The following is a 12442-nucleotide window of genomic DNA, read 5'->3' on the forward strand; positions in this document are numbered from 1 at the left end:
GCCCCGAGTCCGCCCCGCAGTTCCCCATGCGCGACCTGCTGGCGTCCTGTGCGGCGGCCAAGGCGATCTCCACGCCGCCCCCGGCCCCGGACCCCGTCGAACGCGGGGTGGATCACCGCAAGGCGGCCTGAGCCGCGCGCTCCCGTCAGCGGATCACCACCACCGGGACCCCGATCGTGGCGAACTGCCACATCGCCTCGCCGTCGGGGCGGGTCTCCCGGATGGCGCCGGTGCGGGGGGAACCGGGTTCGGCGGCCTGGTTGCGGGTGGCGGCGCTGAAGCCGACCGTGACGCCGTCGACCTGGGTGAAGCGGACCACGTGTTCGACCGGGAGACCGTCGCTGCCGGTGGTGGCGTTGGAGCGGGAGGTCACCCAGTAGGAGCCGGGGGCCGGGTCGACGCCGCCGGGGCGGACGCCGAAGGTGCGGGTGACACGGCCGTGGTCGTTCACCAGCCAGACGCGGTCGTCGTCGACCGAGTACACGACCCGCTCGCCCTTGCCGGAATCGGCCGGCAGGGCCGTGGGGTGGCGGCGGTCGCGCGGGGCCTTGCTGACGGCCGCCGAGGGTGAGGCGCTCGCCGTGGGCGCGCGCAGGCCCGCCGGGACGGTCGCGTCGGCCTGGTAGGCCAGGAGGCCGACGGTGCCGACGGACACCGCGACGAGTCCGGCCACGATCCCCGAGCTGGTCCCTGCCACGTGCGCCACCTCTGCCTCGTACCGACCCGTCATGGTTCGCGGGATATGTCGTACTTCATACAGACCGTAGCAGTCAGTGACGGTCCGACCGGGGCGGGCGTGCGCGAGCCGTCGGCGCCGTAGGCTGTTCGCGTGCTTCTGCTCGCTCTGGATACCGCCACCCCCGCCGTCACCGTCGCCCTGCACGACGGGACGGACGTCGTCGCCTCGTCGAGCCAGGTGGACGCCCGCCGCCACGGCGAACTGCTGCTGCCCGCCGTGGACCGGGTGCTCGCCGCCGCCGGGGTCAAGCTGGACGCCGTCACCGGCATCGTCGTCGGCACCGGGCCCGGCCCCTACACCGGGCTGCGGGTCGGCCTGATGACCGCCGACACCTTCGGGCTGGCCCTCGGCGTCCCCGTGCACGGCGTGTGCACCCTGGACGGCCTGGCGTACGCGGCCGACATGACCGAGGGCCCCTTCGTCGTGGCGACCGACGCCCGGCGCAAGGAGGTCTACTGGGCGACGTACGCCGACTCCCGCACCCGGCTCACCGGCCCGGCCGTGGACCGCCCGGCCGACATCGCCGAGCGGGTCGCGGGGCTGCCCGCCGTGGGCGCGGGCGCGCTGCTCTACCCGGACACCTTCCCGGACGTCCACGAGCCCGAGCACGTCTCCGCCGCCGCGCTCGCCTCGCTGGCCGCCGCGAAGCTGGCCGCCGGGGAGGAGCTGGACGAGCCCCGCCCGCTGTACCTGCGCAGGCCCGACGCCCAGGTGCCGAAGAACTACAAGGTGGTCACCCCCAAGTGACCGCGAAGCTGCGCGAGATGCGCTGGTGGGACATCGACCGGGTCCTGGAGCTGGAGAAGGAGCTGTTCCCCGAGGACGCCTGGTCGCGGGGCATGTTCTGGTCCGAGCTGGCCCACGCGCGCGGTGACGGCGCCACCCGCCGCTACCTCGTCGCGGAGGACGACGGCCGGCTCGTCGGTTACGCCGGGCTCGCCTCCTCCGGCGACCTCGGCGACGTGCAGACCATCGCCGTCGCCCGCGACCAGCAGGGCACCGGCCTCGGCGCACGGCTGCTGACCGAGCTGCTGCGGGCCGCGACCGCCTTCGAGTGCGCCGAGGTGATGCTGGAGTGCCGGGTGGACAACACCCGCGCCCAGAAGCTCTACGAGCGCTTCGGCTTCGCCCCCATCGGCTTCCGGCGCGGCTACTACCAGCCGGGCAACGTGGACGCCCTGGTGATGCGCCTGACCGACCCCTCTTCCTCACTGGAAGACGTACAAGGAACCGAGATCAATGGCTGACGAACCACTCGTCCTCGGCATCGAGACCTCCTGCGACGAGACCGGCGTCGGCATCGTGCGCGGCACGACCCTGCTCGCCGACGCGGTCGCCTCCAGCGTCGACGAGCACGCCCGCTTCGGCGGTGTCGTGCCCGAGGTGGCGTCCCGCGCGCACCTGGAGGCGATGGTCCCGACCATCGACCGCGCGCTGAAGGAGGCGGGCATCACCGCCCGCGACCTCGACGGCATCGCGGTGACCGCGGGTCCCGGCCTCGCGGGCGCCCTCCTGGTCGGCGTGTCGGCCGCCAAGGCGTACGCCTACGCCCTCGGCAAGCCGCTCTACGGCGTGAACCACCTGGCCTCGCACATCTGCGTGGACCAGCTGGAGCACGGCCCGCTGCCCGAGCCGACCATGGCGCTGCTGGTCTCCGGCGGCCACTCCTCGCTGCTCCTCTCCTCGGACATCACCTCCGACGTGCGGCCGATGGGTGCCACCATCGACGACGCGGCGGGCGAGGCGTTCGACAAGATCGCCCGCGTGCTGAACCTGGGCTTCCCCGGCGGCCCGGTCATCGACCGCTACGCCCGTGAGGGCGACCCGGCGGCCATCGCCTTCCCGCGCGGCCTGAGCGGCCCCCGCGATCCCGCGTACGACTTCTCCTTCTCCGGCCTGAAGACCGCCGTGGCCCGCTGGATCGAGGCCAGGCGCGCGGCCGGTGAGGAGGTGCCGGTGCGGGACGTGGCCGCGTCCTTCCAGGAGGCCGTGGTGGACGTGCTGACCCGCAAGGCGGTGCGCGCCTGCAAGGACGAGGGCGTGGACCACCTGATGATCGGCGGCGGTGTCGCGGCCAACTCCCGGCTGCGGGCCCTTGCCCAGGAGCGCTGCGAGGCGGCCGGCATCCGGCTGCGTGTGCCCCGCCCGAAGCTGTGCACGGACAACGGCGCGATGGTGGCCGCCCTCGGCGCCGAGATGGTCGCCCGCAACCGTTCCGCCTCCGACTGGGACCTGTCCGCCGACTCCTCCTTGCCGGTGACCGACCCGCACGTGCCGGGCAACGGGCACAGCCACGACCACGACCATGTGCACGAGGTCAGCAAGGAGAACCTGTACCCGTGAGCGTCGCCCTGATGTGGGAGGCGAAGGCCGCCGAGGGCCGGGGTGGGGAACTCCTCGCCTGGGCCCGCGCGCAGCGGCTCGACACGACTCCGCTGCGCCGCGAGACCTTCCGCGCGCCGGGCGACCGGGTGCTGGTCATCACCTGGTGGGACGCGGCCTACGACGCGGACGTGCCGGAACTCCCGGCGCCGGACGCGGAGCTGGTGTCCCGGCCGGTGCACCGGTGGCGGTTCGAGCGAGTCGAAGACTGAGGGGACCGGTCCGGCTCGGGTGGCGCACCGCCGCGATCACGCGCTATGATCATCACACAGCGAACGGCCGGAACAACTCCGGTACGAACGCCGCGCGTTGGTGGTCCAAGTCAAGACGCCCCGCTTCCTGCGGGGAAATGCAGGTGCAATCCCTGCCCAGCGCTCCAGTACGAAGGCCGCTCCGGTTCCGACCGGGGCGGCCTTCGCCGTTCCCGGCCTACTCCACCGGTGTCACCGAGGTCCGGCAGCGCAGCACCCGGTCCGGCCCGGCCTGGCGTACCGGCCCGGTCAGCCGCAGCCGGGTGGTGTGCCGGACCTCGGCGGCGGACGGGCCGAGCCGCAGCTCCAGCAGCCCCGGCTCGACCACCCGCACCCCCGCGAGGCCGGTGAAGGACGCCAGGTCGGCGTGGAAGGCGAAGGTGACCCGGCGGGCCTCGCCGGGCGCCAGCTCGACCCGCTGGTAGCCGGCCAGGCGTACGTCCGGCCGGGTCACCGAGGCCACCGGGTCGTGCAGATAGAGCTGGACCACCTCCGCGCCCGTCCGCGCCCCGGTGTTGCGCACGGTCACCGTCACCTCGTACGAGCCGTCCGTGCCGGTCTCCGCCTCCGGCGGGCCGAAGTCCGTCCAGGCGAAGGCGGTGTACGACAGGCCGTGGCCGAAGGGGTGCAGCGGGGTCGGGTCGAGGCTGCTGACCTCGCTCGCCAGGCCCAGCGGCGGCTGGAGGTAGGTCCAGGGCTGGCCGCCCGGCGTCCGCGGCACGCTCACCGGCAGGCGTCCGGAGGGGTTCACCCGGCCCCCCAGGACCCCGGCCAGCGCCGGACCGCCCTCCTCGCCGGGGAAGAACGCCTGCACCACCGCGCCGAGCCGCCCCGCCCAGCGGCCCAGCGCGTAGGGCCGCCCGGTGAGCAGCACCAGCACCACCGGCGTACCGGTCGCCACCAGGGCGTCCAGCAAGTCGCCCTGGACGCCCGGCAGCCGCAGGTCGGCCGCGTCGCAGCCCTCACCGGAGGTGCCGCGCCCGAACAGCCCGGCCCGGTCGCCGAGCACCGCCACGCACACGTCTGCCTCCGCCGCGCGGGCCACCGCCCCGGCGAACCCGGAGGAGTCCGCGTCCGACACCCCGCACCCTTGCGTGAACGTGACCTCCGCGTCCGGGAGTTCGTCCCGCAGCGCCTCCAGCACGGTCGGGATCGCGATGCCCGGCGCGACACCCGGGTGGTGGGGGAGGACGTGTGCCGGGAAGGAGTAGCAGCCGAGCATGGCCAGCGGGTCGGCGGCGCGCGGGCCGACCACCGCGATCCGGGCGCCGGGGGCCAGCGGGAGCAGGCCCGCCGGGTTCTCCAGCAGGATCACCGACTCCTCCGCCAGCCGCCGGGCCAGCGCCCGCCCCTCGGGGGAGTCCAGGACGACGGGACCGGCCGGCTCCGGGTCCCAGTCGGGGTCCAGCAGGCCCAGCTCGCACTTCTGCAGCAGCACCCGGCGGACCGCCCGGTCCACCAGGGCCTCCGGGACGCGGCCCGCCTCCACGGCGTCGGCCAGCGACGTGCCGTAGCAGTCCACGGTGGGCAGTTCCACGTCCACGCCCGCCTCCAGCGCCAGGTGGGCGGCCCCGGCGCGGTCCTCGGCGAGCCGGTGCTGGGTGCGCAGGAAGCCGACGCCGAAGTAGTCCGCGACCACCGTGCCGGTGAATCCCCACTCCTCGCGCAGCACCCCGGTCAGCAGCCGGGCGTCGGCCGAGGCGGGCACCCCGTCGGTCTCGGTGTACGCGGCCATCACCGACCGGGCCCCGCCCTCGCGCAGCGCCAGCTCGAACGGCGGCAGCGTCACGTCGGCCAGCTCCCGCGCGCCCGCCCGTACCGGCGCGAGATTGCGGGCGCCGGCCGAGGCCGCGTACCCGGCGAAGTGCTTCAGCGTGGCGACGACGCCGGCCGACTCCAGGCCGCGTACGTAGGCGGCGCCGACCGTGCCGACCAGGTACGGGTCCTCGCCGATCGTCTCCTCCACCCGGCCCCAGCGTGCGTCACGGACCACGTCCAGCACCGGGGCGAGGCCCTGGTGGACACCGGCCGCGCGCAGGTCACCGCCGATACGGGCGCCCACCTCGGCCACCAGCTCCGGGTCGAAGGAGGCGCCCCAGGCGAGCGGCACCGGATAGGCGGTGGCGCCCCAGGCGGTGAACCCGGCCAGGCACTCCTCGTGGGCGAGGGCCGGGATGCCGAAGCGGCCCGCGGCGGCGATCCGCCGCTGGGCGGCGGCGAGGGCGCGGGCGCCCTGCCCGGGGTCGACCGGGGCGGTGCCGAAGGAGCGGGTGAGCTGGCCCAGGCCGTGCGCGATCAGCTCGTCCCAGTCCGGCACCGCGCTCATCTCGCTCTGCAGCGGGGCGACTTCGCCGCCGTCCGGGCCGGCGCCCACCCAGACGCCGTACAGCTGGGCGGTCTTCTCGCGCAGCGTCATCCGGGCCAGCAGGTCCTCGACGCGTTCGGCGGCGGGCAGGGCGGGGTCGCGCCAGGCGGCGGAGGTCATGGAACTCCTGTCGGGAGACGTGGGGGAGCCGGTCACTTGCCGCCCGCGCCCATCAGACCGCCGACCAGGGTGCGCCGGGCCACCAGGTAGACGGCGAACACGGGGACGCCGGAGAGGACGACCGAGGCGAGCAGGGCGGGGATGTTCACGCCGAACTGGCTGACATAGGTGAACAGGCCGAGGGTCAGCATCCGGCTGTCCTCGGACTGGGTGAAGATCAGCGGGAAGAGGAAGCCGTTCCACGCCTGGAGGGACGCGTAGACCACGACGGTGCCGATGCCGCCCCGGGCCAGCGGCACGACCAGGCGGAACAGCATCCGGACCGGTGACGCGCCGTCCAGCGCCATCGCCTCGTAGAGCTCCTCGGGGATGTCCCGCAGGGTGCCGGTGAGCACCAGCACGGACACCGGCATGGCGAAGGCGGCGGTCGGCAGGGCGACGGCGAGCAGGCTGTCGTAGAGGTTCAGCTTGGTGATCATCAGATAGAGCGGGACCACCACCGCCTGCGCGGGGACGGCCACGCCGAGGAGGAACAGCCGGAACGCGCCGCCCGACCAGACACCGCGGGTGCGCACGGCGACGTACGCCAGCGGGACGCACAGCACCAGGACGATCCCCACCACCACGGCCGCGACCAGGACGGTGTTGGCCAGGAAGTGGCCGAAGCCGTTGTCCAGAACGGTGCCGTAGTTGGCGAGGGTGGGGTGGCGCGGCGGGCGCAGGGCGTTGCTGCCGAGCGCCTCGTCCTGGCGGGTCAGGGACACCGAGACCATGACGTAGACCGGGACGAGGACGACGGCGAGCCAGATCACCGCGCCCAGGCCCGCCAGCGGGTTGGCCGGGCGGCTCACGGCGTCACATCCCTTCCCGGGTGCTGCGCATGGCGCCGAAGCCGGTCACCCGGACCAGCAGCAGCGACAGCGCGGTGGCGGCCACGACCAGGAAGGACGCGATGGCGCTCGCGTAACCGAAGTCGTACGCCTTGAAGCCCGCCTCGTACATCAGGTACGGCAGGATCGCGGTGTCGGTGCCGGGGCCGCCCTGGGTGAGGATGAGCACGGTCTCGAAGTAGGTCAGCGAGCCGACCACCATCAGCACCAGGGAGGTCGCCGCCGTGTTGCGGAGCTGGGGCAGGGTGATGGAGCGGAACCGGCGCAGGCGTCCGGCGCCGTCGATCGCGGCCGCCTGGTAGAGCACCTCGGGGATCTGCCGGGCACCGCCCTGGTAGATCAGGGTGTGGAACGGGATGAACTGCCAGCCGCCGACGAAGACCAGGGCGAGGAACGCCCCGGAGGTCGTGCCGAGGGTGTCGCCGGGCACGATGCCGAAGTTGGGGTCGAGCAGGGCGTAGAACAGCAGCGAGACGGCGGTCGAGGAGAGCAGGAACGGCACGAAGAAGACCGCCGACAGCACCGCCCGGTTGCGCTGCGGGCCCGCCGCCCAGACGCCGAGGAGCAGGGCGGCGGTCGTCTGGAAGGCGCAGCTCACCACGGTCAGCGCGACGGTGACGCCCAGCGAGCGGGTGAGCCGGCCGTCGGTCAGCAGGGCGTGCCAGTTGGCCAGTCCGGCCGGGCGCGGTTCGCCCAGGCCGTTCCAGGAGGTGAAGGACAGGCCGAACGCCAGGGCCATCGGGACCAGGGCGAAGAAGCCGAAGAACAGCACGGCGGGCAGCGCCCAGGAAGGGTGCGGGCGGCCGGCGCCTCTCGCGGCGCTCACTTCAGCGCCTTCAGTGCCGCCACGAACCGCTCCGGCGACGACTTGCCGACGAAGAGCTTGTTGACCTCGGTGAGCATCGGGGTGGCCGCGTCCGGGTCGACCGCCTGGTCCCAGCTCAGCGTGAAGGCGGGGGCCTCGCGGACCATCCGGTACTGGAAGCGGGCGAACTCCGGGCTGGGGGAGGCGTCCAGCAGCTTGTCGGCATTGGCGGTGGCGGGCACGTCGCCGTTGGCGATCAGCTCGCGGGCGTAGGTCTCCGAGGCACAGGTCCGCAGGAAGGCGAGGGCGGTGTCCTTGTTGCTGGTACGGGTGTTCACGGACCAGTAGTTGGTGGGGTTGCCGACCACGTTGCGGATGTCGCCGGCGCCCCCGTCGAACTCCGGGAAGGGGCACCAGCCCAGGTGCTTGCGGGCGAAGTCCGGGAACTTGCCGAGCTGGGTGGAGTACTCCCAGGACCCCATCAGGTGCATCGCGGCCTTGCCCTTGGCGAGCGCGGCCGGGGCCCCGCCGTTGGTGTACGCGACCGAGCTGAAGCCCTTGCCGAAGGCGCCGTCGTCGACGAGTTCGCGTACCGTCCGCGCTGCCTTCAGCACGGCGGGGTCGCCCCAGCCGGCCGGGTCGCCGTTCTTGACCCGGTCGAAGACCTTCGGGCCGCCGATCCGGTCCACCAGGTACTCCAGCCACATCAGTTCGGGCCAGATGTCGGCGCCGCCCAGGGCGAAGGGGGTGATGCCGGCCTTCTTGAGCTTGGCGTTGTTGTCGAGGAGCTGGTCCCAGGTGGCGGGCGGCTTGAGGCCGTGCTCGGCGAACAGGGTCTTGTTGTAGAAGAGGATCACCGGCTGCATGCCGCGCATCGGGATGCCGTACTCCCGGCCGCCGAGCGCCCCGGCGGCGAGGACGGAGGGCAGGAAGCCGTTCTTCAGCACCGGGTCGCCGGCGATGGTGCCGGTGAGGTCGAGGATCTGGCCGGCCTCCCGGTACGCCTTGATGGAGCCGCCGCCCCAGTTGAAGAACACGTCAGGAGCGTTGGGGGAGCCCATCGCGGTGCGCAGCTTGGCCGGGTACTCCGCGCCGGGCACCTTCTCCAGCCGCAGGCTGCCCTTGGTCTCGCGGGCCGCCGCCGAGGCGTTGAACCGGGAGACCGCCTTCGCCTGCACCTTGGCCGCGTCGTCGCCGTACACGAACGCGGTGAGGGTGCCGTCCGAGCCGCCGGCGCCGCCGGAGCCGCAGGCGGTGAGACCGGCGGCCGAGACGAGGGCGGTGGTGCCCGCGCCGAGGAACCAGCGTCTGCTGTAGGTCTCCATGTGCCGGGCACCCCTCACGATCGTGGCCGAAAGTTTCGAGCGAAAACTCGAATGTTCCGGGAACCTAAGGCCGTCCTGAGGGTTCGTCAAGGGGTCGCGCAGGGCTACGATCACGGTCATGGAACCGTCGAAGACCGCAGCGAAGCGGAGCGCCACGCTCGCCGAGATCGCCCGAGAGGCCGGGGTGTCGGCTCCGACTGTTTCGAAGGTGCTGAACGGCCGGGCCGACGTGGCGGCGGCCACCCGCACCCGCGTCGAGGAGCTGCTGCGCACCCACGGCTACCGGCGCAGGCGGGCCGAGGTCACCCGCTCGCCGCTGATCGAGCTGGTCTTCCACGAGCTGGAGAGCGCCTGGGCGATGGAGGTCATCCGGGGCGTGGAGAACGTGGCCCGCGACGCCGGGCTGAGCGTGGTCCTCTCCGAGAGCGCCGGGCGCCTCACGCCGGGCCGGACCTGGGCCGACCAGGTGGCCGGACGCCGGCCGCACGGGGTGATCCTGGTGCTGTCCGGGCTCGACGCGGCCCAGCAGGCCCTGCTGACCAGCCGTTCCGTGCCCTTCGTGGTGATGGACCCGGCGGGCGATCCGGGGGCCGACGTCCCCTCGGTCGGCGCCACCAACTGGCAGGGCGGACTCGCCGCCACCCGGCATCTGATCGACCTCGGCCACACCCGGATCGGCGCGATCGGCGGGCCCTCCCGCATGATGTGCGCCCGCGCCCGCCTCGACGGCTACCGGGCCGCGCTGGAGACCGCCGGGCTGCCCGCCGACCCGGCGCTGATCCGGGAGGGGGACTTCCACCACGAGTCCGGCCACCGCCTCGGCCTCGGCCTGCTCGACCGCCCCGACCGGCCCACGGCCGTCTTCGCGGGCAACGACCTCCAGGCACTCGGCCTGTACGAGGCCGCCCGCGAACTGGGGCTGCGCGTACCGGAGGACGTGAGCGTCGTCGGCTTCGACGACCTGCCCGTCGCCCGCTGGGTGGGCCCGCCGCTGACCACCGTGCGCCAGCCGCTGACCGAGATGGCCGAGGCGGCGGCGCGGCTGGTATTGGAGCTGGGGCGCGGGGAACGGGAAGGGACGGCCACCCGGCTGGAGCTGGCGACCAGCCTGGTGGTGCGGTCGAGCACGGCAGCACCCGCTGCGTGAGGAGGCTCCGAAACTTTCGAAATGGCTAGGCGGGGTGTCCGATCAGCATGGCCGGGGCGCCCGCCACACGGGTCATGAACACGGTCGCGGCATGGGGACCCTGCGGCTTGACCTTCCGGCGCAGTTCCTCCGGCTCGACCGCCGAGCCGCGCTTCTTCACGGTCAGGTTGCCGATCCCGCGCTCCCGCAGCAGCGCCTTCAGCTTCTTGACGTTGAACGGCATCCGGTCGGTGATCTCGTAGGCGGTGGCGTACGGGGTCGGGCGGAGTTCGTCGGCGGTGATGTAGGCGATCGTCTCGTCCAGCAGGCCGCCGTCCAGTTCCTCGGCGACCTCCGCGACCAGATGGGCCCGGATCACCGCGCCGTCCGGCTCGTACAGGTACCGGCCGGGCGTACGCACCGCCGGGTCGGGCAGGCCCCGGCCCTCTAGGGTGCGCGGGCCGGGGAGGAGGGTGGCGCGGACACCGCCCGGCGCTCCGGCGCCGAACCAGAGCACGGCCTCCTTCACGTCACCGCCGTCCGAGATCCACTCCGCCTCGGCCTGGGCGGGCACCGCCTCGTGCGGGATGCCGGGCGCGATCTTCAGGGCCGCGCGGGGCGCGGCGAGCGCGGTGGCCACGGCCCAGGACAGCGGCGGTGAGTACGCCTCCGGGTCGAAGATCCGGCCGCGTCCGCCGCGCCGGGCGGGGTCCACGAACACCGCGTCGTGTCCGGCGGTGTCCACCTCGGTGACGTCGGCCTCGCGCACCTCGACCAGGTCGGCGAGTCCCAGCACCTCGGCGTTGGCCCGCGCGACCGCCGCGGTCAGCGGGTCCCGGTCCACCGCGAGCACCCGGATGCCCGCACGGGCCAGGGCGAGCGCGTCGCCGCCGATCCCGCAGCACAGGTCGGCCACGGAAGCGACCCCCAGCGCCCGCATCCGCTCCGCGCGGTACGCGGCCACGCTCGCCCGCGTGGACTGCTCGACCCCGTTGGGCGTGAAGAACATCCGCCGCGCGTCCTCGGTGCCGAACTTGGCCTCCGCCCGCCGGCGCAGCCGGGCCTGGCCGAGGGCGGCGGACACCAGTCCGGCCGGGTGGGTGCGGCGCAGCCGGGTGGCCACGGCGAGTTCGTCGGCCGGCGCGGTGCCGCGCACCTCGTCGAGGAGGGCCCGGCCCTCGTCGGTGCGCAGCGCGTGGAATCCCTGGAGGGCGGAGAGCTGGTCGTTCACCGGCTCATTGTGGGCCAGTCGGTGGACCGTACGCCTCCGGCGGCGGTGTCGGGCCGGGATCGGGGCGGGGTCCTGCCAAGATCCCGCACCATGCGACATGTAGGACAAGATGACAAATATCGGGCCAGTTGCCGGTCCCTGGCCGTGCGTTGCTCGCTCGCCGTGCTGGCCGCGGCCGCCGTGCTCACCGGATGCTCGGGGCCCGACTCCTCCGGTGCGGCGCCGGCCGGGCTGGGCGGCCCCGCCAAGGCCCCCGACGCCGCCTCGGCGCGCCTGGCGGAGCAGCGGCGCATGGTGGCCGCGGCCCGCAAGTGGCGGCTCGACCAGGTGCCGCTCACGGCCCCGGCCCCGCCGAAGGTCAAGCCCAGGATCACCGCGCGCGCGGGCTTCGAGGTGGACCACCAGGAGGACGAGAACCTCCCCCCGGTCTTCACCACCGTCCCCACCGACAAGAAGATCGTCTTCCTCACCATCGACGACGGCGCCGAGAAGGACCCCCAATTCCTCTCGATGATGCGCGAGCTGAAGGTCCCGTACACCGCCTTCCTCAGCAACTACCTGGTGAAGGACGACTACGGCTACTTCCGCAGGAGCCAGGCGTACGGCAACACGCTCGACAACCACACGCTGACGCACCCTTACCTGCCCGGTCTCTCCTACGAGCAGCAGCGCCAGGAGATCTGCGGCATGCAGGACATCATGGAGAAGCAGTACGGCAGGCGCCCCGAGGTGCTGCGCCCGCCCTACGGCGACTACAACCAGGACACCCTGCGCGCGGCCAAGTCCTGCGGCATCAAGTACGCGCCGATCTGGAACGAGGAGGTCTTCGTCGACCACTGGGAGTACCGCGAGGACGACAGGCGACTGCGCAAGGGTGACATCGTCCTCACCCATTTCCGGGGCCCCGACGAGTGGGACGGCACGATGGTCGACGACATGCGCCGCTTCCTCGACAAGGTCACCCGCGAGGGATACGCCGTGGCACGCCTGGAGGACTACCTGTGAGGCGCCGGGCGCGACCGGGCCGCCGTGCGGCACGGGCCGTCGCGCTCGCGTCGGCCGCACTGCTGCTCACCGGCTGCGCCCAGTCGGTCGACCCCATCGAGCGCCTCGGCAAGAAGGCCGCGCAGGGCGTCCGCCGCTCGGCCCCGGCGTCCGGACTCGCCTACCGCCACTGGGGCCTCACCGCGCCCCTGGCCGCCCCGCCC

12 protein-coding genes and 1 pseudogene are annotated in these 12442 nt (G+C 73.5%); 7 read left to right on the plus strand and 6 right to left on the minus strand.

Annotated elements, in window-relative coordinates; translation table 11 throughout:
* Positions 1–145: 145 nt before the first annotated feature.
* A complete protein-coding gene (locus tag CCN33_RS12265; RefSeq protein ID WP_086693671.1) occupies positions 146–697 on the minus strand; it encodes a hypothetical protein in 552 nt (183 codons plus the stop codon).
* A 132-nt stretch (positions 698–829) separates the two neighbouring features.
* On the opposite strand from CCN33_RS12265, the gene tsaB reads away from it, so the two are divergent.
* Genes tsaB through CCN33_RS12285 form a run of 4 tightly spaced genes read left to right on the plus strand, consistent with a single transcriptional unit; the run spans position 830 to position 3333 of the window.
* Positions 830–1486, plus strand: a complete 657-nt coding sequence (tsaB, locus tag CCN33_RS12270; protein ID WP_086693662.1) for a tRNA (adenosine(37)-N6)-threonylcarbamoyltransferase complex dimerization subunit type 1 TsaB — start codon at positions 830–832, stop codon at positions 1484–1486.
* Between the two features lie 17 nt (positions 1487–1503).
* Entirely contained in the window at positions 1504–1986 is a 483-nt protein-coding gene (gene rimI, locus CCN33_RS12275) for a ribosomal protein S18-alanine N-acetyltransferase (RefSeq protein WP_086693672.1), read from the plus strand.
* On the plus strand, positions 1979–3082 hold the full coding sequence (gene tsaD / locus CCN33_RS12280) for a tRNA (adenosine(37)-N6)-threonylcarbamoyltransferase complex transferase subunit TsaD (protein ID WP_086693663.1): 1104 nt from the start codon (positions 1979–1981) through the stop codon (positions 3080–3082). Before rimI ends, tsaD begins: the two co-directional genes overlap by 8 nt.
* Positions 3079–3333, plus strand: a complete 255-nt coding sequence (locus CCN33_RS12285; RefSeq protein WP_086693664.1) for a hypothetical protein — start codon at positions 3079–3081, stop codon at positions 3331–3333. Before tsaD ends, CCN33_RS12285 begins: the two co-directional genes overlap by 4 nt.
* Positions 3334–3550: 217 nt before the next feature.
* On the opposite strand, the gene CCN33_RS12290 is transcribed toward CCN33_RS12285, so the two are convergent.
* The 4 genes from CCN33_RS12290 to CCN33_RS12305 are packed head-to-tail and all read right to left on the minus strand — an operon-like array spanning position 3551 to position 8877.
* A complete protein-coding gene (locus CCN33_RS12290; protein ID WP_086693665.1) occupies positions 3551–5857 on the minus strand; it encodes a beta-xylosidase/alpha-l-arabinosidase in 2307 nt (768 codons plus the stop codon).
* Between the two features lie 32 nt (positions 5858–5889).
* Positions 5890–6708, minus strand: a complete 819-nt coding sequence (locus CCN33_RS12295) for a carbohydrate ABC transporter permease (RefSeq protein WP_086693666.1) — start codon at positions 6706–6708, stop codon at positions 5890–5892.
* A gap of 4 nt (positions 6709–6712) precedes the next feature.
* Positions 6713–7573 (minus strand): carbohydrate ABC transporter permease, encoded by an 861-nt coding sequence (locus CCN33_RS12300; RefSeq protein ID WP_086693667.1) that lies wholly within the window; start codon positions 7571–7573, stop codon positions 6713–6715.
* On the minus strand, positions 7570–8877 hold the full coding sequence (locus CCN33_RS12305; protein ID WP_086693668.1) for an ABC transporter substrate-binding protein: 1308 nt from the start codon (positions 8875–8877) through the stop codon (positions 7570–7572). Before CCN33_RS12305 ends, CCN33_RS12300 begins: the two co-directional genes overlap by 4 nt.
* 118 nt (positions 8878–8995) lie before the next feature.
* On the opposite strand from CCN33_RS12305, the gene CCN33_RS12310 reads away from it, so the two are divergent.
* Positions 8996–10024, plus strand: a complete 1029-nt coding sequence (locus CCN33_RS12310; RefSeq protein WP_167387835.1) for a LacI family DNA-binding transcriptional regulator — start codon at positions 8996–8998, stop codon at positions 10022–10024.
* Positions 10025–10049: 25 nt separating this feature from the next.
* On the opposite strand, the gene CCN33_RS12315 is transcribed toward CCN33_RS12310, so the two are convergent.
* The gene (locus CCN33_RS12315; RefSeq protein WP_425275835.1) at positions 10050–11234 is read right to left on the minus strand and encodes a class I SAM-dependent methyltransferase; all 1185 of its coding nucleotides are present in this window, start codon (positions 11232–11234) and stop codon (positions 10050–10052) included.
* A 90-nt stretch (positions 11235–11324) separates the two neighbouring features.
* Here CCN33_RS12315 and CCN33_RS12320 point away from each other — a divergent pair, with 90 nt between their 5' ends.
* Positions 11325–12239: a polysaccharide deacetylase family protein gene (locus CCN33_RS12320; protein WP_086693673.1), complete on the plus strand. Its 915-nt coding sequence runs from the start codon at positions 11325–11327 to the stop codon at positions 12237–12239.
* Positions 12236–12442 (plus strand): annotated as a pseudogene (locus tag CCN33_RS12325) (polysaccharide deacetylase family protein); the annotation flags it as partial. The gene CCN33_RS12320 and the pseudogene CCN33_RS12325, both read left to right, overlap by 4 nt.

The sequence above is a fragment of the Streptomyces recifensis genome (genome assembly GCF_002154615.1).
Classification (GTDB): Bacteria; Actinomycetota; Actinomycetes; order Streptomycetales; family Streptomycetaceae; genus Streptomyces; species Streptomyces griseoluteus.